The sequence below is a fragment of the Pseudomonas kermanshahensis genome (assembly GCF_014269205.2).
GTDB classification, from domain to species: domain Bacteria; phylum Pseudomonadota; class Gammaproteobacteria; order Pseudomonadales; family Pseudomonadaceae; genus Aquipseudomonas; species Aquipseudomonas kermanshahensis.
In genome coordinates, this window is sequence record NZ_JABWRY020000001.1 from 4,743,328 (window position 1) to 4,766,306 (window position 22,979).

The following is a 22,979-nucleotide window of genomic DNA, read 5'->3' on the forward strand; positions in this document are numbered from 1 at the left end:
CTCATCTACCTCAGTTTCAGGGTTGCAAGGCCGACCAGCACCAGAATCACGGTGATGATCCAGAAACGGACAATCACCCGTGGCTCAGGCCAGCCCTTGAGTTCAAAGTGGTGGTGGATCGGCGCCATGCGGAACACACGCTTGCCGGTCAACTTGAAGGAGGCGACCTGGATCACCACCGACAGGGTCTCCACCACGAAGATGCCGCCCATGATGAACAGGACGATTTCCTGGCGAACGATCACCGCGATGGTGCCCAGCGCGGCGCCCAGCGCCAGCGCGCCAACGTCACCCATGAAGACTTGCGCCGGGTAAGTGTTGAACCACAGGAAGCCCAGGCCAGCGCCGATCAATGCGCCGCAGAACACGATCAGTTCCCCCGAACCCGGCACATACGGGATCAGCAGGTACTCAGCGAATTTCACGTTACCCGACAGGTAGCAGAAGATGCCCAATGCACCGCCCACCATGACCGTTGGCATGATGGCCAGGCCGTCGAGGCCATCGGTGAGGTTGACCGCGTTGCTGGAGCCGACGATGACGAAGTAGGTCAGAACGATGAAGCCAACGCCCAGCGGGATGGTGACATCCTTGATGAACGGCAGGATCAGTGTGGTTTCAACGCTAGTCGGGGCGGTCTTGTAAAGGAAGACCGCAGCAGCCAGGCCAAACACCGACTGCCAGAAGTACTTCCAGCGGCTTGGCAAGCCACGGGAGTTCTTTTCGATCACCTTGCGGTAGTCATCGACCCAGCCGATGGCGCCAAACGCCAGGGTGACGATCAGCACGACCCACACGTAGCGGTTGGACAGGTCAGCCCACAGCAGGGTGCTGACGGCGATAGCGGACAGGATCAGCGCGCCGCCCATGGTGGGGGTGCCGGATTTGGACAAGTGCGATTGCGGGCCGTCGTTACGGACAGCCTGACCGATCTGGCGGATCTGCAGGGTACGGATCATCCAAGGGCCCAGCCACAGCGCCAGTGACAACGCGGTCAGTACACCCAGGATTCCGCGCAGGGACAGGTACTGGAAGACCGCGAAGCCTTTATGGAACTGTTGCAGATACTCAGCCAACAGCAGCAGCATTAATGTTTCTCCCCGCTTGAACCACACAAAGCCGCCACGACGTTTTCCATCGCAGCGCTACGCGAGCCCTTGATCAAGATTGTGGTGTCGCTGGCATTTTCGGCGCTAACCGCGTCGATCAGCTCAGCTTGAGTAGCGAAATGACGGCCATTGGCGCCGAACGCCTTGACCGCATGTGTCATGTTGGTACCCACTGCGTACAGGGCGTCGACCTTGCCACGCGCGTAGTCACCCACCTGACGGTGGCCTTCTTCCGCCCATTGGCCCAATTCGCCGATATCCCCGAGCACCAGGACGGTGCGGCCGGAAAAGCCGGCGAGTATATCAATGGCCGCGCACATGGAGGTGGGATTTGCGTTGTAACTGTCGTCGATCACGCGCACACCATTTGGCGCGATCTGCGCCACGGTGCGGCCCTTGACCGGTTGCACGGCGTTCAGCCCAGCGGCGATGCCGCTCAGGCTCAGACCGACGGCATGGGCAGCAGCGGCGGCAGCCAGCGCATTGCTGACGTTGTGCTCGCCCAGCACGTTGAGTTGCACGTCTACGGTTTCACCGGCGCCATGCAGCTTGAACGACGGGCAACCCCGCGCATCACGACCAATGTCAGTGGCATGGAAATCGGCGCTAGCGTCATTGCGGGCGAAGCTGATGACCGTGTGCGCCCCGGCACGTGCCTTCCAGATGCCAAAGGCCTTGTCGTCCAGGTTGAGGATGGCCGTGCCGCCCTCGCCCAGGCCTTCGAGGATCTCGCCCTTGGCTTCGACAATTTTCTCAGGGCCGCCGAACTCACCCACGTGGGCGGTGCCGGCGTTATTGATGATGACCACCTGGGGCTGGGTCAGGCCGACGGTGTAGCGGATTTCACCGATGCGCGAAGCACCGAGCTCGATCACCGCCGCGCTGTGCTCCGGGGCGATTTCCAGCAGGGTCAACGGGGCACCGAGGTCGTTGTTCAGGTTGCCGCGGGTGGCATGCACCAGGCCACGGGTGCGCAGGATGCTGGCCAGCATTTCCTTGACCGTGGTCTTGCCGCTGGAGCCGGTGATGGCTACGACAGGCTTGTCGAACGCAGCGCGGTTCAGCGCCCCGAGCTGGCCCAGGGCCAGACGGCAGTCGGCGACCAGCAACTGCGGCAGGTCTACATCGGCAACTTCGCGCTCGACCAGCGCGGCAACGGCGCCCTTGGCTTTTACATCGGCCAGGTAATCATGGCCATCGAAGCGTGGCCCCGTCAGCGCGACGAACAACTGCCCAGCAGTGACGCTGCGGCTGTCGATGCTGACGCCGTTAAAGCTGGCGTCGGCGCTGACCAGGCGAGCACTCAGTGCTGTGGTCAGCTGGCTGAGTGTCATGGCTTTAAGCATGTGGAGCCTCCCAGGCTGCAAGTGCCTTCTCGGCTTCGACCAGATCGGAGAAATCGTGGCGCTCGCCGCGAATCTCCTGGTAATCCTCGTGCCCCTTGCCGGCCAGGACGATAACGTCATCGGCTGCGGCAGTGGCGATCAGGTGGGCGATGGCTTCGCCGCGGCCAGCGACGAACTCGACGCTGTCTGGCTTGGCAAAACCAGGGCGGATATCGTCGAAGATCCGCAGTGGGTCTTCACTGCGCGGGTTGTCATCGGTAACCAGCACGCGGTCGGCCAGGCGCTCGGCCACGCCGGCCATCAGCGGGCGCTTGCCACGGTCACGGTCGCCACCGCAGCCGAACAGGCACAGCAGCTTGCCGTGCGCATGTGGGCGCAGGGCCTCGAGTACTTTTTCCAGGGCATCCGGGGTGTGGGCGTAATCGACCACCACCAGCGGTTTGTCGCCGCCACCCAAGCGCTGCATGCGGCCAACCGGCCCTTGCAACTGCGGGGTGACCTTGAGAATTTCGTCCAGCGAATAATCCAGGGCCAGCAGCGTGGCCACGGCCGCGAGCATGTTGCTCAGGTTGAAGCGGCCAAGCAGTTGGCTGCGCAAGGTACGCTCACCCTGGGCGGTCACGAGGATTGCGCGCACGCCATCGTCATCGAAGGTGGCTTCACGGCAATACAACGACGCTTCCGGGTTTTCCAGGCTGTAGCTGAGCAGCCGGGTCTCGATATGATCGGCATTCGGACGGCGGGCATACGCCAGCGCCAGCCGGCGGCCAAAGTCGTCATCCAGATTGACCACCTGGCAACGCAGGTTCGGCCAGGCGAACAGCTTGGCCTTGGCCGCCTCATAGGCCTGCATGCTGCCGTGGTAGTCCAGGTGATCACGGGACAGGTTGGTCATGACCGCGATGTCGAACGCCAATGCGGCGACACGCCCCTGCTCCAGGGCATGCGAGGACACCTCCATCGCTACTGCCTTGGCACCGCCCTTTTTCAGGTCGTAGAGCGTCGACTGCACCGCGATCGGGTCCGGCGTGGTCAGGCGGCCGCTCTGCAGCTCACCGTAGAAGCCGGTACCCAGGGTGCCGATCAGGCCGCAACGCTGGCCCAGCACGTCAAGCGCTTGGGCCACCAGTTGCGTGACACTGGTCTTGCCGTTGGTGCCGGTAACGCCAACCAGGTTCAACTGGCGGCTCGGTTCGCCATAGAAGCGACCGGCGATATCCGACAGCTGGGCGATCAGGCCCTTGACCGGAATCAGCGGCACGTCGGTGATCGGCAGCACGGTAGCGCCCTGCTCTTCATAGGCAACGGCGGCAGCGCGACGGGCCAAGGCGTCGGCGATATGGTCGCGGCCATCGACCTTGGCACCCGGCACGGCCAGGAACAGGTCACCCGGACGCACGGCGCGGCTGTCCAGGGTCAGCTCGCGGATCAGCGGATCGCGACTGGCGTGGGCGAAAAGCTTGCTCAATGGCATTGTCATCATCCACGCCCTCCCTTGGCGGCAGCTGCAGTGACTTGTGGTTGTGCGGTGGGTGGCGGCGGCAGGTTGTCTGGCGGCACGTTCATCAACCGCAGGGTGCCCGACATGACCTTGCTGAACACAGGCGCCGAAACCAGACCACCGAAGTAGCCGCCCTTGCTTGGTTCATCGATGACCACGACGATGGCGTAACGCGGATCGCTCATCGGGCCGAAGCCTGCGAACAGCGAGCGGTAGGCGTTTTCGGTGTAGCCCTTGGAACCAACGGTCGCCTTACGCGCCGTACCGGACTTGCCACCCACGTGATAGAACGGCACCTGCGCACGGAATACCCCGCGCGGCGCCTCGATCACCTGCTGCAGCATGCCTTGAACGGTTTCGGCGGTTTCTTTCGGAATCGCCTGAACAGCCTCGGGCGCCTTGTCCACCTTGAGGATCGACAGCGGCACCATCTTGCCGTCGTTGGCCAGCGCCGCGTAGGCATGCACCAGCTGCAGAGCAGTCACCGATACGCCATAGCCATAGGACAGGGTCGCGGTCTCGGCCTTGCGCCACTCACGGTGGTTAGGCAGGTTGCCCACCCGCTCGCCCGGGAAGCCCAGGCCGGTGTATTGCCCCAGGCCAACCTGGGACATGACCCGGTAGATGGCCTCGCCACCGATGTCGAAAGCGATCTTGCTCATGCCGACGTTAGAGGAGTTGATCAGGATGCCGGTCAGGTCGAGGATCGGGCCCTCGCTGCGGGAAACGTCCTTGATGGTGTAGCGGCCGATCTGCAGGCTGCCCGGGTAAACCTCGACCTTGTCGGTGGTTTTCCAGCGCCCGCTCTGCAGCGCCGCACTCATGGAGATCGGCTTGACGGTCGAACCTGGCTCGAACACGTCGATGATCGCCCGGTTACGCATCGCAGCAGGGAACATGCTGCGGCGGTTGTTTGGGTTGTAGGTCGGCTGGTTGACCATGGCCAGGACTTCACCGGTCTTGACGTCCATGATCACCAGGCTGCCGGCCTTGGCTTCCTGTTCGGCAATGGCGTTGCGCAGTTCGCGGGTGGCCAGGTATTGCAGGCGCAGGTCTATCGACAACGCCAAGGTCTTACCGGCCTTGGCGTTTTTGGTGACCTGAATGTCCTTGATCAGCCGGCCACGCCGGTCCTTGATCACCTGTCGCTTGCCCGGCACGCCGGCCAGCCATTCGTCGTAGGCCAGCTCTACCCCTTCACGCCCGTGGTCATCAAGGTCGGTAAAGCCGACCATGTGCGCGGTGACATCACCGGCCGGGTAGAAGCGGCGGAACTCTTCCAGGCCATACACGCCCGGCACTTTCAGGTCGAGCACCTGCTGGCCCTGCTCCGGGGTCAGCCCGCGGACCAGGTAGATGAATTCCTTGTTGGCCTGTTGGGTCAGGCGCTCGGTCAACTGCTGGGCGTTTTGCCCCAATGCAGCCGCCAACTGCGGCCAACGGTCCTTGGCGGCCTGCATTTCCTTGGGGTTGGCCCACAGGGTGGTGACCGGCGTACTGACCGCCAGCGGCTCGCCGTTGCGGTCGGTGATCAGGCCACGGTGCGCAGGAATCGGAATATGCCGCAGGCTGCGGGCATCACCCTGGCCCTTGAGGAAGTCACGGTCGACGACCTGCAGGTCGATGATGCGCCAGCAGATGGCACCCACCATCAGTGCCAGCAAACCGATCACTACCCGGAAGCGCCAGGGGTAGAGTGCGCCTTCGAGCTTCATCATGGCGCCACCATCCGCACTTCGTCAGCCGCAGGGACGCGCATTTTCAATTGCTCGGAAGCGAGGCTCTCGATACGGCTGTGGGCGGTCCAGGTGCTTTGCTCAAGGATCAAGCGCCCCCATTCAGCCTGGGCCTTGTCACGCTCGTTCAATTCGCCGTACAGGGTATTGAGCAACTGACGGTTCCAGTGGGCGCTGTAGGACACGGCGATGGCCGAAACCAGGACACCGACGAACAGCAGAAGCATCAGGAAGCTTCCGCCTGGCAATGGCTTGGCAAACAGCCTGCTCACCGCAGCTTCTCCGCCACCCGCATCACGGCGCTGCGCGACCGCGGGTTGGCCTTGAGCTCAGCCTCGGACGCGAACTGTGCCTTGCCGATGAGCTTGATTTTCGGTTCGAAGACCTTGTGCTGTACCGGCAGGTTGCGCGGCAGGTTGTCTGCCTCGCCCTTGACCAGCTTGCGCATGAACAATTTGACGATGCGGTCTTCGAGCGAGTGGAAGCTGATGACCGCGAGGCGACCACCGATTTCCAGCGCATCGAGCGCGGCCTCAAGCCCAGCCTCAAGGTCACCCAACTCGTTGTTGACGTGGATGCGCAGGCCTTGGAAGGCGCGGGTGGCCGGGTTCTTGCCCTTTTCCCACGCCGGGTTGGCGACCTTGAGCACTTCGGCCAGGTCGGCAGTACGGGTGAAGGGCTGCTTTTCGCGGCGTTCCACGACCGCGCGCGCCATGCGCCCGGCGAAACGCTCCTCACCGTACTCTTTGAATACGCGGGCAATTTCTTCCACGGGTGCGGTAGCGATGAACTCGGCAGCGCTGATGCCCTGGTCAGGGTTCATGCGCATGTCCAGCGGGCCATCATTGAGGAAACTGAAGCCGCGTTCAGGGTCATCCAGCTGCGGCGAGGAAACGCCAAGGTCAAGCAGGATACCGCTGACCTTGCCAGCCAGGCCGCGCTCGGCCACTTCCGCGCCCAACTCGGCAAAGCTGCGCTGCACAATGACAAAGCGGCCGTCTTCGGCCGCCAGCGCTTGCCCTGTGGCAATCGCCTGTGGATCTTTGTCGAAGCCCAGCAGCCGCCCTTGCGGCCCGAGCTTGCTGAGGATCAGACGGCTGTGTCCGCCACGGCCAAAGGTGCCGTCCAGATAGCAACCGTCGGCGCGCAGGGCCAATGCCTCGACAGCTTCGTCGAGCAGGACGGTAATGTGGTTGAAGCCGCTATCTATGGTCACAGGATCAGGTCACGCAATTCGTCGGGCATGGCGCCCGGTTGTTGAATAGCTGCAAGGTCGGCTGCCGAAACCGCGTTCCAGGCATCCTCATCCCACAGCTGGAATTTGTTCAGTTGCCCCACCAGCATCGCCTTCTTGTCGAGCTTGGCGTACTCACGCAGGCGGGGCGGTACCAGGAAACGCCCACTGCCATCGAGCTCCAGGTCAACCGCATTACCGATCAGCAAACGCTGCAGGCGGCGGTTTTCCTCACGCAACGACGGCAAGGCACGCAACTTGGCTTCTATCTGTTCCCACTCATCAAGGGGGTAGACACACAAGCAGGGGTCTACAGCATCGATGGTCACGATCAGCTGACCATTGCAACGCGAATCGAGCTCGTCGCGGTACCGGCTCGGCATGGCGAGACGGCCTTTGGCATCGAGGCTGACGGCGTTGGCTCCGCGGAACACGGCTGCGATTCCCCACAATGGTAGCTTTTTTGTGCCAGAAAACCCACTTCATCCCACTTTCTGCCACTTGCGCACACTATAGGAATCCGCCCGCTGCACCGTCAAGGCACGTTCATAAGGAAAAGCCTTACAGGACCGAGATTTAGCGCGATAAAGGAATGTGGAAAGAGTTCAGGCGGAAAAAAAACACGAGAAAAATCAAACCCACGCAAGCGTATGGAGTTCGAAGTTAAAGTGATTTATTAAGAGTAAGATTTTTTCGGTATTACCAGAGCGCGCCTGCTATCGATTCAAGCAGGGAGGGAGAGGTGGAGAGTCGATCTGTAAGCCGGGTTTTGTCGAGGACAGTCATTCCTCTACGACGGCCATCACTGGACGCCTCTAGCAACCTACCCGGTTCCGACGCGGGCCACGCCTAATGGAACCCTATTTGGTCTTGCTCCGAGTGGGGTTTACCTAGCCACGAACTGTTGCCAGTCGCGCGGTGCGCTCTTACCGCACCTTTTCACCCTTACCGGCACCGAAGTGCTTAGGCGGTTATTTTCTGTGGCACTTTCCGTAGGCTCACGCCTCCCAGGCATTACCTGGCACTCTGCCCTATGGAGCCCGGACTTTCCTCCCCCTGCCGTTTCGCAACAAAAGCTGCGGAACAAAAGCAGGCAGCGACTGTCCAATCGACTCTCCGCTGACAAGGTTAACGGCAGCCGCGCTCAAGAACAAGCGATACCGTAAACTATATCAAATTGCCACTACTGTGCTTTCTGCTTTTCCAAGGCAAGTTGATACAACAGGTTCTTGCGCACACCGGTAATTTCCGCCGCAAGTGCCGCCGCCCGTTTGAGCGGCAACTCCGCTAACAGCAAGTCCAGCACACGCTGCGCCTCGACACTGATGGCCTGCTCGCCCTCAGGCGCACTCCAACCCCCCACCAATACAACGCACTCACCGCGCTGCTGATTGCTATCGGCCGCGACGAAAGCACGCAGTTCGGCCAAGGGCAGCCCTTTGAGAGTTTCGAAGGTTTTGGTCAGCTCGCGGGCCAACAGGGCCGGGCGCTCAGCACCGAACACTGCCTCCATGTCTTCGAGGCACTCGAGGATGCGGTGAGGGGCCTCATAGAAGATCAACGTACGCGGCTCTTCCTTCACCTGCTCCAGGCGTGCTCGACGCCCCGCCGTCTTCGCCGGCAAAAAACCTTCGAAGATGAAACGGTCGGAGGGCAGGCCCGCGGCAGAAAGCGCGGCGATCAGCGCGCACGCGCCGGGCACCGGCACCACATTCACACCCGCCGCCCGCGCCTGGCGCACCAAGTGGTAGCCAGGGTCGGAAATCAACGGCGTACCGGCGTCGGACACCAGCGCCACGTTGTCGCCGGCCAACAGCTTGGTCAGAAAACGCCCACCTTCGTCACGCTCATTGTGCTCATGGCAGGCCGCCAGCGGTGTGTCGATACCGAAATGCTGCAGCAAGCGGATCGAGTGGCGCGTGTCCTCGGCCGCGATCAGGGCGACATCCGCCAGCACCTTCAGCGCCCTGGCGCTCATGTCGTCGAGGTTGCCGATGGGCGTTGCGACCACATACAGCGTACCCACGGTGGATTTCGAAGCCCCTGCCACATCAGTCACTGCGCACACCTGTCTTTCGGATCAAAGGCGCCATTGTAGCCCGAGCGCCCGCAACAGGGCGCAAAGAACTTCGCAGGCGTTCACCGGCCAGCCGCCTATAGTGAAGGATCAGCATCAGCAACATCGCGCCCCGGCCAGTGCTTGGGTACAATTGCCGGCCAACTTGATCGAGTAACAGGACCTTTACATGATCGCTTGCCTGCGGCTGCTCTCAGCCCTCTGCCTCGCTACCCTGCTGGCAGCCTGCGCCAGCTCGCCCTCATCCAGCCTGGGCGAGCTGCCGCGCACTCCGGACGCCAGTATCGAGCAACTGCTCGAAAAGGCCGCCTCCAGCAAGTCCGCGGAAGACGCCGCCCTGCTGCGCCTGAGCGCCGCAGACCTTGCGTACAAGCAGAAGGACTACCCGCGCGCCGCACGCATTCTCGAGCAGGTCCCGATGGACACGCTCAAGCCCGCCCAGCAAGTGTTCGCCAGCACCCTTGGCGCCGAGCTGGCGATGAGCCGCAACCAGCCCAAAGCGGCGCTGAGCGCGCTGTCGCACCCCAGCTTGCAGCGCGTTGGCGAACTGCCGGTAGAACAGCAAGCACGCACCTACAGCGTCCACGCGGCCGCCCTTGAAGCCGATGGCCAGTCGCTGGCAGCGGCACAACAGCGCATCCTGCTCGCCCCGCTGCTCAGCGGCCAGGCCGCCAGCGCCAACAATGACGCCATTTGGGCACTGGTCGCCGCATTGCCTGCAGAGCAGTTGCAGCAGCCCGCCACCGACCCGGTCCTGGCCGGCTGGACCAGCCTGGCCCTGGCGGTGAAAACCGCCGGCACCCTGGAGCAACAGCAAGCCGCCATCGATGCCTGGCGCAAACAGCACCCGGACCACCCAGCCGCCCAGCAACTGCCGGTGGCGCTGGTCAAGCTCAAGGAGCTGGCCAGCCAGCCATTGACCAAGATCGCCCTGCTGCTGCCCCAGGAAGGGCCTTTGGCGGGTGTCGCCCGCGCGCTGCGCGATGGTTTCATGGCCGCTCACTTCCAGGCCCAGCAGTCGGGCCAACCGGCGCCAGCCGTGCAGGTATTCGACAGCTCGCGCATCACCTCGCTGGACGACTTCTACCGCCAGGCCCAGGCCGCTGGTGTGCAACTTGTAGTCGGCCCGCTGGAAAAACCCCTGGTGAAGAAGCTCGCTGCTAATCAGCAGTTGCCAATCACCACACTGGCACTGAACTATGCAGACGCCGGCCAGACAGCCCCGCCGCAACTCTTCCAGTTCGGCCTCGCCGCTGAAGACGAAGCCCGCGAAGTCTCGCGCCGCGCCCGCGCCGACGGCAAGGTACGTGCCGTTGCCCTTGTGCCAAGTGGTGAATGGGGCGACCGCGTGCTCGCCGCTTTCCGCAAAGACTGGGAAAGCAACGGCGGCACCCTGCTCGCCGCCGAGCGCATCGCTCAACCGGTCGCCCTGGCCCAGCAAATTGCCGACCTGTTCCAACTGCGCCAAAGCGAAGGCCGCGCCAAGAGCCTGCAAAGCACGGTAGGCGGCAACATCGCCGCGCAGCCATCGCGCCGCCAGGACATCGACTTCATCTTCCTTGCCTCGACGCCGCAGCAGGCCCAGCAGATCAAGCCGACCCTGAACTTCCAGTACGCGGGCGACGTGCCGGTCTACGCCACCTCGAACCTGTACAGCGCCAGCGGTGACGTCAACCAGTACAACGACATGAACGGCATTCGTTTCTGCGAAACACCGTGGCTGCTCGACACCAGCAACAGCCTGCGCCAGCAAGTGGTCCAGCAATGGCCACAAGCAGCCGGCAGCCTCGGCCGCCTGTACGCCATGGGTGTGGATGCCTACAGCCTGGCACCCCGCCTGGGCCAGCTGAAAGCCCTGCCGGATAACCGCATCCAGGGCCTGTCCGGCAGCCTGAGCATGAACGCCAACCAGCGCATCGAACGTCAACTGCCGTGGGCCGAGTTCGCTGGTGGTCAGGTCAAGCGCCTGCCAGACACCGCCCGCTGATGCCCGACGCATCGCCTACCCAGGCCGGCCATGCAGCCGAAAACCAAGCCCTTGAGTACCTCCAAGGGCAAGGTTTGCAGCTGCTGACACGCAATTGGCGATGCAAAGGCGGTGAGCTTGATCTGGTCATGCTCGACGCCGATACAGTAGTATTCGTCGAAGTCCGCTACCGGCTGCACGCGAGCTTCGGTGGCGCCCTCGGCAGTATCGACGGGCGCAAGCAGAAACGGCTGGTGTTGGCTGCCAGCCTTTTCCTGCAGAAGGAATGCCGCTGGGCCACACACCCCTGCCGCTTCGACGTTGTCGCCCTGCAGGGCAGCCACCACGCAGGCAGACCGCTTCAATGGCTGAAAAACGCCTTCGAATGCTGAACCCACTTCGTATTTTTTGCTCTATGTTTCGCGGGCTGGTCGTTGATGCGCGCAGCAAAGGCCACCGCCCCACTTAAGGTCACCAGATGGACATGCAATCCCGAATTCGCCGGCTGTTCCAGGCCAGCATCGATACCAAGCAACAGGCAATGGACATCCTGGCACCGCACATCGAGCAGGCCAGCCTGGTCATGGTCAATGCGCTTCTCAACGAGGGCAAGATGCTCGCCTGCGGCAACGGCGGCTCGGCCGGCGATGCCCAGCACTTCTCGTCAGAGCTGCTCAACCGCTTCGAGCGCGAGCGCCCGAGCCTGCCGGCCATCGCATTGACAACCGACAGCTCGACGCTGACCTCGATTGCCAATGACTACAGCTACAACGAAGTCTTTTCCAAACAGATTCGCGCCCTGGGCCAGCCCGGCGATGTGTTGCTGGCGATTTCCACCAGCGGCAACTCGGCCAACGTGATTCAAGCGATCCAGGCCGCACATGATCGCGAAATGATTGTCGTAGCATTGACTGGACGTGACGGTGGCGGCATGGCTTCGCTGCTGCTGCCCGAGGACGTGGAAATCCGCGTGCCCTCGACAGTCACCGCGCGTATCCAGGAAGTCCACCTGCTGGCGATCCACTGCCTGTGCGACCTGATCGACAGCCAACTGTTCGGGAGTGAAGAATGACCCCTATGCGCCTCGGCCTGATGGCCCTGACCCTGTGCCTGAGCGTCACCGGCTGCAGCTCGGTGCTGACCTCCACCCGCAATTCGCCAATCGAGGACGATCGCGGCACGCGTACCATCGGCAGCAAGATCGATGACTCGCTGATCGAAACCAAGGCTGCGGTGAATATTTCCAAGGCCAGCCCAGACCTGGACAAGGGCTCGCACATCGTTGTCAGCAGCTACAACGGCATTGTCCTGCTCGCCGGCCAAACCCCGCGCGCCGACCTCAAGAGCTTGGCCGAGCAGACTGCAGGCCAAGTGCAGCGCGTGAAGAAGGTACACAACGAACTGCAGGTGATGCAGCCGTCCTCCATCCTCGCGCGCAACAACGACGCTTGGCTGACCACCAAAATCAAGACCCAAATGCTGACCGACAACGCCGTGCCAAGCTCGCGCATCAAGGTGATTACCGAAAACGGTATTGTCTACCTGCTCGGCCTGGTGACCCAGCAAGAGGCCAACGCCGCCACCGGCGTAGTCCAGAGCGTGTCGGGCGTGCAGAAGATCGTCAAGCTGTTCGAGTACATCGACTGATTCATTGGCCTGTTCCGATCTCATCGCCGGCAAGCCGGCTCTCGCAGGGTTCGTGGTTTACCTGTGGGAGCCGGCTTGCCGGCGATGAGGCGCATACAGGCCACCACAAAGCTTTACCCTTCAGAAATTCAGGAAACACCGCATGAAGAAGCTCCTGCTGCCTGCCCTGCTGATTGGCACCTTCGCCACCCTGGCCGGCTGCTCCACCCCTAGCCTGATCACCCTGAACGACGGCCGCGAGTTCCAGGCCGTCGACGCGCCGCGCTACGAGAAGGCCACCGGCTTCTACGAGTTCCAGCAACTCGACGGCAAACGCACCCGCATCAACAAAGACCAGGTGCGCACCATCAGCGACCTGTAATCGCAGCTGCAAATAAAAAGGCGATCCGGTTGGATCGCCTTTTTTGTTACTTGACCACTTTGAGGCTCGGCCGGCCCGTCGGACGCGGCGGCTGGCCCCCCCCTTCAGGTGGGCCGTCATCATCCGGCTCGACGTCGTCGTCTTCCAGCTCATCGCCTTCCAGCAACGACGGCTCCAGCTCGAAGACCATGCCCTGCCCGTTCTCACGGGCGTAGATACCGAGGATCGCACCAATCGGCACGAACAACGTGTGGGCGACGCCGCCGAAGCGGCCCTCGAAGCTCACCGCATCGTTATCCATGTGCAGGCTGCGCACGGCGCTCGGCGAGATATTCAGGACAATCTGACCATCACTGGCAAAACCTTGCGGCACCTGGACTGCCGGGAATTCGGCATTGACCAGCATATGGGGCGTGCAATCGTTGTCGACGATCCACTCGTACAGTGCTCGAACCAGATAGGGGCGACTGGAGTTCATCAACAGCTCCTTAAAGCTTGCGCATTTCACGTTCTACGGAGGACAGGCTCGCCATGAAAGGCTCGCGGGCGAACTGTCGCTCCATGTAATCCAGCAGCGGCTTGGCTTGCCGCGGCAATTCGATACCCATGACCGGCAAACGCCAGAGTATGGGCAATAGACAACAATCGACCAGGCTTTGCTCATCACTCATGAAGCAGGCGAACTCACCGAACAGCGGCGAGACACCAGTCAAGCTCTCACGCAATGCCTTGCGCGCCTCGGCCCGGGCAGCGTCAGTGCTGCGCACGTCGAGCACGGTGTCGGCCAGGGCACACCAGTCGCGCTGGATGCGGTGTATGAGCAGGCGGCTGTTGCCACGCGCCACGGGGTACACCGGCATCAAGGGTGGATGCGGGTAACGCTCTTCGAGGTATTCCATCACCACGGTCGACTCATACAACGCCAGGTCGCGGTCGACCAAGGTCGGCACGCTCCCATAGGGGTTCACCTCAACCAGCTTGGGCGGCAAACGGCCAGGATCGACGTCGACGATCTGCACGCTGATGCCTTTTTCGGCAAGAACGAGGCGTACCCGATGAGAATAGTGATCAGCGGGATCGGAATAGCAGGCTAACCTGTTGGTTGCGCCCATGTAGCGCCTCCTCGCACGAGATGCTCGTAAAACTCTAAATGAAAACGCGCCCGGGGTACCCTGGCAAATCTGCTAGGGCCCCCCGGGCGCGTTCAACTACCAGAAATTACTGCGTGATCAGTGCACGTCCTTCCAGTATTCACGCTTGAGCAAATAGGCGAATACGAAGAAGAAAGCCAGGTACAGCAACACATAGGTACCAATGCGCTGGCTTTCCAGTTTGACCGGGTTGGCCGAATAGGCCAGGAAGGTCACCAGGTTCTTGACCTTCTCGTCGAACTGCTCGGTCGTCAGGGTACCGGAATTCGGCGTGATGGTCAGCTGGTCGCACGCTTCATGGGTCAATGGGCTGCCCGTCAGCGGGTCAAACTGCTTCTTGCCATCGACCACGCTCTGCACCTGCTTGCAGCCAACCACCTGGTTGCCCTGCAGGCCAACCAGGACGTTGGGCATGCCAACGTTAGGGAACACCTTGTTGTTCACCCCATAAGGACGCGACTTGTCCTCATAGAAGCTGCGCAGGTAGGTGTACAGCCAATCGGTACCCCGCACCCGGGCGACCAGGGTCAGGTCGGGTGGCGCGGCGCCGAACCAGGTCTTGGCATCGCTTGGCTTCATGCCGATGTTCATGTGGTCACCAATCTTGGCACCGGTGAACACCAGCTTTTCAAGCATCAGCTCGTGGGGGATGCCCAGGTCATCGGCCACCCGCTCGTAGCGCTGGAACTTGGCGCTGTGGCAACCCATGCAATAGTTGGCAAAGGTACGCGCACCATCCTGCATGGCCGCTTTGTCGGTCAGGTCGATGTCGACCTTGTCCAGCTCCAGGCCGTGCTCCGCAGCGAAGGAAAAGGCAGGCATCACTGCCAGCAAAAATACTGCAATCAACTTTTTCATCAGCCAGTCACCCTTTCCGGAACCGGTTTGGTCTTCTCGAGCCTTGTGTAGAACGGCATCAGCAGGAAGTAGGCGAAGTACAACACCGTGCACACCTGCGACAGCAAGGTGCGCCCTGGTGTCGGTGCCAGCACGCCCAATATGCCGAGGATGACGAAGGCCACGCAGAACACCAGCAGGAAGAGCTTGCTGATCCAGCCTTTGTAACGCATGGAGCGCACCGGGCTGCGGTCGAGCCAAGGCAACACGAACAGCACGGCGATGGCGGCACCCATGGCGATCACACCCATGAGCTTGTCAGGCACCGCACGCAAGATCGCGTAGAACGGCGTGAAGTACCACACCGGCGCAATGTGCTCAGGCGTCTTGAAGGCGTTCGCCTGCTCGAAGTTCGGTTTCTCCAGGAAGTAACCGCCCATCTCCGGGAAGAAGAACACCACGGCGCAGAACACGAAGAGGAACACGACCACGCCGACAATGTCCTTGACGGTGTAGTAAGGGTGGAACGGAATGCCGTCCAGCGGGATACCGTTTTCGTCCTTTTTCTTCTTGATGTCGACGCCATCGGGGTTGTTCGAACCCACTTCATGCAAGGCCAGGATGTGCAGCACCACCAGGCCCAGGATAACGATCGGCAGGGCTACCACATGCAGGGCGAAGAAGCGGTTCAGGGTAATACCGGAAATCAGGTAGTCACCACGAATCCACTGGGTGAGGTCGTCGCCGATCACCGGAATCGCACCGAACAGCGAGATGATCACTTGGGCACCCCAGTACGACATCTGCCCCCAAGGCAGCAGGTAGCCCATGAAGGCCTCTGCCATCAGCGCCAGGTAGATCAGCATGCCGAACAGCCAGACCAGCTCACGTGGCTTCTGGTAGGAGCCGTAGAGCAGCCCGCGGAACATGTGCAGGTAGACCACGATGAAGAACGCCGACGCGCCGGTGGAGTGCAGGTAGCGCAGGATCCAGCCGTATTCCACGTCACGCATGATGTACTCGACCGAGGCGAAGGCCTCTTCCGCCGAGGGCGTGAAGCTCATGGTCAGCCACACACCGGTGACGATCTGGTTGACCAGCACCAGCAACGCCAGGGAGCCGAAGAAATACAGGAAGTTGAAGTTCTTGGGCGCGTAATACTTGCTCAGGTGGTCTTCCCACATCTTGGTGGCAGGGAAGCGCGCATCAATCCAGTCCATGAACTTGCTCATCATGCGTTCTCCTGATCGACGCCGATGACAATGATGTCGTCCGACTCATACGAGTGCGGTGGCACTGGCAGGTTGAGAGGCGCCGGCTGCGACTTGTAGACACGGCCAGCCAGGTCGTAGTGGGAACCGTGGCACGGGCAGAAATAGCCCCCTACCCACTTTGGCCCCAGGTCGGCGGGCGCCACTTCAGGGCGGAACGTCGGCGAGCAACCCAGGTGGGTGCACAGACCTACGAGAATGAGTATTTCCGGCTTGATCGAGCGCACCTGTGGGTCGACGTAGGTGGGTTGCACCGAGGCCTTCGACTCGGGGTCGGACAGGTCTGCGGTAATTTTCTTGAGGTTCCCGAGGATCTCCTCCGTTCGCCGTACGATGAATACAGGCTGGCCACGCCACTCGGCCACCATCTGCTGCCCGGCCTCGACCTTGGCGATATTCACCTTCACCGGTGCACCCGCGGCTTTCGCCTTGGCACTGGGAAACCATGACCCCACGAACGGTACCGCAGCCCCCACTGCCCCCGCCGCCCCGACCACAGAGGTCGCGGCTACGAGGAAGCGGCGCCGGCCTGCGTTGACGCCGTCATTGCTCATTCAGTCCTCTCCCATCAGCTTGCTTGGCCTGTTGGATCAGGCCTGTACTTAGGTAATGTCTGTGGCACTAAAAATTGGCCGCCATGGTAAGAAACAAATCCACACACTGACAAGGTGATTACCCGATTGCGGGCTACAACCCTCGCTTTGCTTGATCTGCGTCTATGCGGTAAGCCGTCACGGACATGCTGACAGGTTAGTTCAAGACATAAAAAAAGCCCGGCTCCAAAGGAACCGGGCTTTTTCGACTGCCGAAGCGAAATTAACGCTTGGAGTACTGAGGACGCTTACGCGCTTTACGCAGACCCACTTTCTTACGCTCAACTTCACGAGCGTCGCGGGTGACGTAGCCAGCACGACGCAGAGCGCCACGCAGGGTTTCGTCGTATTCCATCAGAGCGCGGGTGATACCGTGACGGATCGCACCGGCTTGACCGCTGACACCACCACCAGCAACGGTGACGTAGATGTCGAACTTCTCAACGGTCTCGGTCAGTTCCAGCGGCTGGCGAACAACCATGCGAGCGGTTTCGCGGCCGAAGAACACGTCCAGAGAACGGTTGTTGATGGAAATGTTACCAGTACCCGGACGCAGGAAAACGCGAGCGGTTGCGGTCTTGCGACGGCCAGTGCCGTAATTTTGAGTCGCCGACATAATGAACTATCCCGTTAGATCTTCAGTTCTTGAGGCTGCTGAGCAGTGTGTGGGTGAGCAGCACCCGCGTACACTTTCAGCTTACGGTACATGTCGCGACCCAGCGGGTTCTTCGGCAGCATGCCTTTGACCGCGGTTTCGATAACACGCTCAGGGGCCTTGGCGATCAACTTCTCGAAGTTGATTTCCTTGATACCGCCTGGGAAGCCGGAGTGGGAGTAGTACATCTTGTCGGAAGACTTGGCGCCAGTTACACGGATTTGCTCGGCGTTGATGACGACGATGTAGTCGCCGGTGTCAACGTGAGGGGTGTATTCTGGTTTGTGTTTGCCACGCAGACGGCTAGCGATTTCGGTAGCCAGACGACCCAGGGTCTGGCCAGCGGCGTCGACTACGAACCACTCGCGCTTTACTGTTTCCGGTTTAGCAGTAAAAGTTTTCATTCTCTAAAGCCTCAGAGGCCGCCCAGCGAAAAATAGACGGCGAATCTTACTGGATAGTGCACAGCTTGCCAAGGGCAAGCGCGCAGCCGAACACAGACGCTTTTGGGGGCTCGGGTCGGGCACGCCAATGTTCGACGGGGTTCTTCCTGCGTGGTGGTGCATCACTTCCGCCACACGGAGAGGTGCCGAATTATCCAGATTGCGCGAAAAATTTCAACCTGCTTTTATGGGCTTCTTTACCTAAGGAGAGTTTTCCCGATGGAATACCGCCAGCTCGGCCGTACCGATCTCAACGTCAGCGCCCTGTGCCTGGGCACCATGACCTGGGGCGAACAGAACGTTCAGGACGAGGCCTTCAAGCAGATTGCGATGGCCAAGGCCGCCGGGGTCAACTTCATCGACACCGCCGAAATGTACCCGGTGCCACCGCGCCCAGAGACCTATGCCGCCACCGAGCGCATCATCGGCAACTGGTTCCGCGAGCAGGGCGATCGCGACGACTGGATCCTGGCCAGCAAGGTCGCAGGCCCCGGCAACGGCATCAGCCACATCCGTGATGGCCAGCTCAAGCACAACCGCCAGCACATCGTCGCGGCGCTGGACGAAAGCCTGAAACGCCTGCAAACCGACCGCATCGACCTGTACCAGCTGCACTGGCCGGAGCGCAGCACCAACTTCTTCGGCAAGCTGGGCTATCAGCACCTGCCACAGGACCACTTCACCCCACTGGAAGAGACCCTCGAAGTGCTCGATGAGCAGGTGCGCGCGGGCAAGATCCGCCACATTGGCCTATCCAACGAAACGCCGTGGGGCACCATGAAGTTCCTGCAACTGGCAGAAGCCCGCGGCTGGCCGCGCGCGGTGTCGATCCAGAACCCGTACAACCTGCTCAACCGCAGTTTCGAGGTGGGCCTGGCGGAAATCGCGATCCGTGAGCAATGCGGGCTGCTGGCTTATTCGCCGCTGGCCTTTGGCATGCTATCGGGCAAATACGAGAACGGCGCCCGGCCAGAAAAAGGCCGCCTGACGCTGTTCAGCCGCTTCGCCCGCTACTCCAACCCGCAGACCGTGGCGGCCTGCAGCCGCTATGTGCAGCTGGCCCAGGCACATGGGCTGGACCCGGCGCAGATGGCCTTGGCGTTCGTCACACGCCAGCCATTCGTGACCAGCAACATTATCGGTGCGACCAGCATCGAACAGCTCGAGAGCAACCTGGCGAGCCTGGACCTGAAGCTAAGCGATGAGCTGCTGGCGGCGATCGAGGCAATTCATCAGGACCAGCCCAACCCGGCACCCTGAACCCAGTGCAACGCTGTCCCTTTCGCGGGTGAACTCGCGAAAGGGACCGTGCAATTCTGCGGGGTAGACACAATCGCCAAAAAATAAGACGATCCAGCCGGTGATTGACCACTCTACCCTATAAGAACAATGACAATGATGTTTACCCAACCCTCCGCGTCGCTGCGGCGCGTCAGCATCCTGGCCATTGACAAGGTGTTCGCTTCGACCTTGATGCAAGCCAAGGATTTCTTCCACCTCGCCAGCCTGCGGTACAGCAAGCAATTGGGCCTGGGCCTGCAGCCCATGTTCGAAATTGGCCTGGTAAGCCCAGACGGCCAGCCCGTGGACAGCTTCAGTAATGTCCAGCTGCCGGTTGACGGCGGCCTGAACGATGCCGATATCATCATCCTCCCAGCGTTCTGGGACGACTTCGACAACCTCATGCAGCGTTATCCACAGGTGTTGCCGTGGCTGCGTGAGCAACATGCCCGTGGCGCCGTGCTGTGCGCTGAAGCCTCTGGCGTGTTCTGGCTGGCCGAGTCCGGCCTGCTCGACGGCAAGGAGGCGACGACCTACTGGCGTTTCTTCGCCAATTTTGCCGAGCGTTTTCCGAAAATCCGCTTGAACCAAGACAAGCACCTGACCGATGCCGACAATATCTATTGCGCGGGCGGTGCGACGTCGGCCTGTGACCTGTATATCTACCTGATCGAGCGCTTCTGCGGTGCCAACGTGGCCCGCGCCGTGGCCCGCGACATCCTTTACGAAGTGCAGCGCAACTACACCCCGGGGCGCATGGGTTTTGGTGGGCAGAAACTGCACCAGGACCTGATCATTCTGCAGATTCAGCATTGGCTGGAAGAGCACTTCGCCGACAAGTTCCGCTTCGAGGACGTGGCCCGCAACCATGGCATGAGCATTCGCAACTTCATGCGTCGCTTCCAGGGCGCGACGGGCGATAAACCGCTGCATTACCTGCAACGGCTACGGATCGAGACCGCCAAGGGCTTGCTGTCGAGCACGCGCAAGAGCATCAAGACCATCAGCTACGAAGTGGGCTACGACGATGCCAGCTTCTTTGCCCGGTTGTTCCGCCAGCACACGGAGTTGTCGCCGAACCAGTATCGGCAGCAGTTCATGCAAGAGGCTTGAGGCCTAGGGGGCCGCTTCGCGCCCCATCGCGACACAAGGCCGCCCCTACAAAAGAACGCGATCTCTTGTAGGAGCGGCCTTGTGCCGCGAAAGGGCTGCGCAGCAGCCCCCATGCCTTACGGCTTATGCGCGCGCGACAGGAACTCGTGCGACTGCATCTCCAGCAACCGGCTCAAGGTCCGCTGGAATTCAAAGCTCAGACGGCCACCGGTGTACAGGTCCTTCAACTCCACCTCAGCCGAAATGATCAGCTTGACGTTACGGTCGTAGAACTCGTCGACCATGTTGATGAACCGGCGGGCGATATCATCGGTGGCAACGCCCATCTGCTCGACATTGCTCAGCAATACCGCATGGAAGATCTTGCCCAGCTCGATGTAGTCGTTCTGGCTACGCGGCCCGTCGCACAGGGCGCGGAAGTCGAACCAGGCGACGTCATCGCAGGTGCGCAGGGCGTTGATCGGGCGGTTCTCGATCATCAGCACGTCGTTCTCGACAGCCTGGGTGCACTCAGGGGTCAGCGCCTTGAAGCTGGCACGCATGCTCTGGTGTGCGGCGTCATCGAGCGGGAAGTGGAACAGTTCGGCCTGCTCCAGGTGGCGCAAGCGATAGTCGACGCCACTGTCGACGTTCACCACGTCGGTGTACTGCTTGATCATGGCGATGGCGGGCAGGAAGCGCGCACGCTGCAGGCCGTCCTTGTACAGGCCGTCCGGCACGATGTTGGACGTCGCCACCAAGGACACGCCGTTCTTGAACAGCTCCTCCATCAAGGTGCCGAGGATCATCGCATCGGTAATGTCGGACACGAAGAACTCGTCGAAGCAGATGACTTTGGCTTCGTCGCTGAAACGCTTGGCGATGAGGGTCAGCGGGTTTTTCTCGCCCTTGAGGGTTTTCATTTCCTCGTGCACGCGCTTCATGAAGCGGTGGAAGTGCGTCCGCATCTTCTGCTTGAACGGCAGCGCCTCGTAGAAGGTGTCGACCAGGTAGGTCTTGCCACGCCCTACCCCACCCCAGAAGTACAGGCCCTTGACCGGCGTCTGCTCTTTCTTGCCGAACAGCTTGCCGAACACGCCCGGCTTGTTGTTCTGCGCATGTACCAGGTCGTCGTACAGGCGCTGCAAGTGACGCACCGCAGTCTCCTGCGCCGCATCATGGAAGAAGTCGGGACGTTTCAGATCTGCTTGGTATCGTTCTAGGGGCGTCATGATTTCGTTAGCGAGGCAACAAAAAACGGGCCGTCACTGTAGCGACAGGCCCGCTTAATGGCAATCAGACTTGCGTCAAACTGTCTCAGTCCTGCTGTGGCACCAGGGCCTCGTGGAGGCTTTGAACAGCCGCATCACGGGCTTCGGCCGTGTCAAACTGCGGCCCTTCAGCCACCTGCTCGCCATTCAGCCACAGGCTGAAGCTCAGCCCTTCGGCACGCACATCGGCTTCGCCACCTTGCTGCAGTTGCTTGCTGACGGCGCCGGCGCTTTTGCCGTCGGCGAAGCTGCGCGACAGCAGTAGTTGCTCGCCGTCGGCGGCCAGCAGGCGGAAGCGGAAGCTGCCATCCTCGTCACGGAAGCTGACGAAACGCGCGCTCTTGGCGGCCTTTTTCTTCACTTCGGTGTTGGCCTGCACGCTGCTGCGGAACGAACGCAGGCCAACGGCTTCGCGCAGTTGCTCAAGGAACGGCGTGGCGATCTTGCGGGCCTTGGCGGCGCCGGCCAGCAAGATGTCTTCCAGGTCCGATGGGCGCGAGATCAGTTGATGGTAGTGGTCGCGCTTCTCGGCCAGTTGCCCATCCAGCAGCTGGAACAGACGCTGCTTGGCGTCGCCCCAGCCCAGGCCCTGCAGCAGCTCTACGCGGAACCCGGCGCATTGCTCCGGCGTCGAGAAGGCCTGGTACAGGGTGAACAAGTGCGAAGTGTCCGGGTCTTTCGCTTCGCCCGGCGCGCGCGAGTCAGTCACAATGCGCGAAATAGCGTCTTTCATGTCCTTCGCGCTGGTGAACAGCGGGATGGTGTTGTCGTAACTCTTGGACATCTTGCGCCCGTCCAGGCCCGGCAACGTCGCCACGCTCTCTTCGATCACCGCCTCCGGCAGGGCGAAGAAGTCCTTACCCTGGCCGAACAGGTGGTTGAAGCGCTGGCCAATGTCACGGGCCATTTCCACGTGCTGGATCTGGTCACGGCCGACCGGCACCTTGTGGGCGTTGAACATCAGGATGTCGGCGGCCATCAGCACCGGGTAGCTGAACAGCCCCATGGTCACGCCGGCGTCCGGGTCTTCACCGTTCTCGACGTTCTTGTCCACCGAGGCCTTGTAGGCATGGGCACGGTTGAGCAGGCCCTTTGCTGCAACGCAGGTCAGCAACCAGGTCAGTTCGGGGATTTCCGGGATGTCGGACTGGCGGTAGAAGGTCACCTTGTCCGGATCGAGGCCACCGGCCAGCCAGGTGGCTGCGATTTCCAAGCGCGAGCGCTGGATGCGCAGCGGGTCGTCGCATTTGATCAGGGCGTGGTAGTCGGCCAGGAAGTAGAACGAATCGGCACCGGGTTGCTGGCTGGCGCGGATCGCCGGGCGAATGGCGCCGGCGTAGTTGCCCAGGTGCGGGGTGCCGGTGGTGGTGATACCGGTAAGGATGCGCGTGGTCATGGGTGTTCGCTT

Annotated in this window: 24 protein-coding genes and 1 other RNA gene; 7 read left to right on the plus strand and 18 right to left on the minus strand. The window is 61.4% G+C overall.

Annotated features, from left to right (window positions below):
• Positions 1-5 precede the first annotated feature (5 nt).
• From mraY to rsmI, 9 genes are all read right to left on the minus strand, one after another.
• Positions 6-1,088, minus strand: coding sequence for a phospho-N-acetylmuramoyl-pentapeptide-transferase (gene mraY / locus HU764_RS21230; protein WP_027594013.1), 1,083 nt, complete (start codon positions 1,086-1,088; stop codon positions 6-8).
• Positions 1,088-2,455 carry a UDP-N-acetylmuramoyl-tripeptide--D-alanyl-D-alanine ligase gene (locus HU764_RS21235; RefSeq protein WP_186677737.1) on the minus strand — a complete coding sequence of 456 codons (1,368 nt, stop codon included), beginning with the start codon at positions 2,453-2,455 and terminating at the stop codon, positions 1,088-1,090. The genes mraY and HU764_RS21235 overlap by 1 nt, the downstream gene beginning before the upstream one ends.
• Complete coding sequence (locus tag HU764_RS21240; RefSeq protein WP_186702505.1) at positions 2,448-3,938, minus strand: UDP-N-acetylmuramoyl-L-alanyl-D-glutamate--2,6-diaminopimelate ligase; 1,491 nt, start codon at positions 3,936-3,938, stop codon at positions 2,448-2,450. Before HU764_RS21240 ends, HU764_RS21235 begins: the two co-directional genes overlap by 8 nt.
• On the minus strand, positions 3,935-5,671 hold the full coding sequence (locus HU764_RS21245) for a peptidoglycan D,D-transpeptidase FtsI family protein (RefSeq protein ID WP_172960429.1): 1,737 nt from the start codon (positions 5,669-5,671) through the stop codon (positions 3,935-3,937). Before HU764_RS21245 ends, HU764_RS21240 begins: the two co-directional genes overlap by 4 nt.
• Entirely contained in the window at positions 5,671-5,964 is a 294-nt protein-coding gene (gene ftsL / locus HU764_RS21250; protein ID WP_099430370.1) for a cell division protein FtsL, read from the minus strand. The genes HU764_RS21245 and ftsL overlap by 1 nt, the downstream gene beginning before the upstream one ends.
• The gene (gene rsmH / locus HU764_RS21255) at positions 5,961-6,908 is read right to left on the minus strand and encodes a 16S rRNA (cytosine(1402)-N(4))-methyltransferase RsmH (RefSeq protein ID WP_027594008.1); all 948 of its coding nucleotides are present in this window, start codon (positions 6,906-6,908) and stop codon (positions 5,961-5,963) included. The genes ftsL and rsmH overlap by 4 nt, the downstream gene beginning before the upstream one ends.
• Entirely contained in the window at positions 6,905-7,360 is a 456-nt protein-coding gene (mraZ, locus tag HU764_RS21260) for a division/cell wall cluster transcriptional repressor MraZ (protein WP_004575120.1), read from the minus strand. The genes rsmH and mraZ overlap by 4 nt, the downstream gene beginning before the upstream one ends.
• A 308-nt stretch (positions 7,361-7,668) precedes the next feature.
• An RNA gene (gene rnpB, locus HU764_RS21265) (RNase P RNA component class A) lies at positions 7,669-8,042 on the minus strand.
• Positions 8,043-8,109: 67 nt separating this feature from the next.
• Entirely contained in the window at positions 8,110-8,985 is an 876-nt protein-coding gene (gene rsmI, locus HU764_RS21270; protein WP_027594007.1) for a 16S rRNA (cytidine(1402)-2'-O)-methyltransferase, read from the minus strand.
• A 187-nt stretch (positions 8,986-9,172) separates the two neighbouring features.
• On the opposite strand from rsmI, the gene HU764_RS21275 reads away from it, so the two are divergent.
• The 5 genes from HU764_RS21275 (at position 9,173) to HU764_RS21295 (ending at position 12,977) form a co-directional block, all read left to right on the plus strand.
• Positions 9,173-10,990 (plus strand): penicillin-binding protein activator, encoded by a 1,818-nt coding sequence (locus tag HU764_RS21275; protein ID WP_099455242.1) that lies wholly within the window; start codon positions 9,173-9,175, stop codon positions 10,988-10,990.
• On the plus strand, positions 10,990-11,361 hold the full coding sequence (locus HU764_RS21280; RefSeq protein WP_027594005.1) for a YraN family protein: 372 nt from the start codon (positions 10,990-10,992) through the stop codon (positions 11,359-11,361). The genes HU764_RS21275 and HU764_RS21280 overlap by 1 nt, the downstream gene beginning before the upstream one ends.
• Positions 11,362-11,447: 86 nt before the next feature.
• The gene (locus HU764_RS21285) at positions 11,448-12,041 is read left to right on the plus strand and encodes a phosphoheptose isomerase (RefSeq protein WP_012274070.1); all 594 of its coding nucleotides are present in this window, start codon (positions 11,448-11,450) and stop codon (positions 12,039-12,041) included.
• Positions 12,038-12,616, plus strand: coding sequence for a BON domain-containing protein (locus HU764_RS21290; protein WP_027594004.1), 579 nt, complete (start codon positions 12,038-12,040; stop codon positions 12,614-12,616). The genes HU764_RS21285 and HU764_RS21290 overlap by 4 nt, the downstream gene beginning before the upstream one ends.
• A gap of 142 nt (positions 12,617-12,758) precedes the next feature.
• The gene (locus HU764_RS21295) at positions 12,759-12,977 is read left to right on the plus strand and encodes a YgdI/YgdR family lipoprotein (RefSeq protein ID WP_099430372.1); all 219 of its coding nucleotides are present in this window, start codon (positions 12,759-12,761) and stop codon (positions 12,975-12,977) included.
• A 46-nt stretch (positions 12,978-13,023) separates the two neighbouring features.
• Here HU764_RS21295 and HU764_RS21300 read toward each other — a convergent pair whose 3' ends face one another.
• From HU764_RS21300 to rplM, 7 genes are all read right to left on the minus strand, one after another.
• Positions 13,024-13,455 carry a ClpXP protease specificity-enhancing factor gene (locus HU764_RS21300; protein ID WP_027594002.1) on the minus strand — a complete coding sequence of 144 codons (432 nt, stop codon included), beginning with the start codon at positions 13,453-13,455 and terminating at the stop codon, positions 13,024-13,026.
• Positions 13,456-13,465: 10 nt separating this feature from the next.
• A complete protein-coding gene (locus tag HU764_RS21305; protein ID WP_186677749.1) occupies positions 13,466-14,089 on the minus strand; it encodes a glutathione S-transferase N-terminal domain-containing protein in 624 nt (207 codons plus the stop codon).
• A 117-nt stretch (positions 14,090-14,206) separates the two neighbouring features.
• Positions 14,207-14,986 (minus strand): cytochrome c1, encoded by a 780-nt coding sequence (locus tag HU764_RS21310; RefSeq protein ID WP_027594000.1) that lies wholly within the window; start codon positions 14,984-14,986, stop codon positions 14,207-14,209.
• On the minus strand, positions 14,986-16,197 hold the full coding sequence (locus tag HU764_RS21315) for a cytochrome b (RefSeq protein WP_027593999.1): 1,212 nt from the start codon (positions 16,195-16,197) through the stop codon (positions 14,986-14,988). Before HU764_RS21315 ends, HU764_RS21310 begins: the two co-directional genes overlap by 1 nt.
• Complete coding sequence (gene petA, locus HU764_RS21320) at positions 16,197-16,790, minus strand: ubiquinol-cytochrome c reductase iron-sulfur subunit (RefSeq protein ID WP_027593998.1); 594 nt, start codon at positions 16,788-16,790, stop codon at positions 16,197-16,199. The genes HU764_RS21315 and petA overlap by 1 nt, the downstream gene beginning before the upstream one ends.
• 262 nt (positions 16,791-17,052) lie before the next feature.
• On the minus strand, positions 17,053-17,445 hold the full coding sequence (gene rpsI / locus HU764_RS21325; protein WP_009404633.1) for a 30S ribosomal protein S9: 393 nt from the start codon (positions 17,443-17,445) through the stop codon (positions 17,053-17,055).
• A 14-nt stretch (positions 17,446-17,459) separates the two neighbouring features.
• Entirely contained in the window at positions 17,460-17,888 is a 429-nt protein-coding gene (rplM, locus tag HU764_RS21330) for a 50S ribosomal protein L13 (RefSeq protein WP_008097538.1), read from the minus strand.
• A gap of 258 nt (positions 17,889-18,146) precedes the next feature.
• Between rplM and HU764_RS21335 the strand changes: the two genes are divergently transcribed.
• Entirely contained in the window at positions 18,147-19,187 is a 1,041-nt protein-coding gene (locus tag HU764_RS21335) for an NADP(H)-dependent aldo-keto reductase (protein ID WP_186677760.1), read from the plus strand.
• 213 nt (positions 19,188-19,400) lie between these two features.
• Positions 19,401-20,321 (plus strand): GlxA family transcriptional regulator, encoded by a 921-nt coding sequence (locus HU764_RS21340; protein ID WP_172960431.1) that lies wholly within the window; start codon positions 19,401-19,403, stop codon positions 20,319-20,321.
• Between the two features lie 116 nt (positions 20,322-20,437).
• Here HU764_RS21340 and zapE read toward each other — a convergent pair whose 3' ends face one another.
• The gene (gene zapE / locus HU764_RS21345; protein ID WP_186677762.1) at positions 20,438-21,532 is read right to left on the minus strand and encodes a cell division protein ZapE; all 1,095 of its coding nucleotides are present in this window, start codon (positions 21,530-21,532) and stop codon (positions 20,438-20,440) included.
• Positions 21,533-21,617: 85 nt separating this feature from the next.
• Entirely contained in the window at positions 21,618-22,967 is a 1,350-nt protein-coding gene (locus tag HU764_RS21350) for a tryptophan--tRNA ligase (RefSeq protein WP_186702504.1), read from the minus strand.
• Positions 22,968-22,979 lie beyond the last annotated feature (12 nt).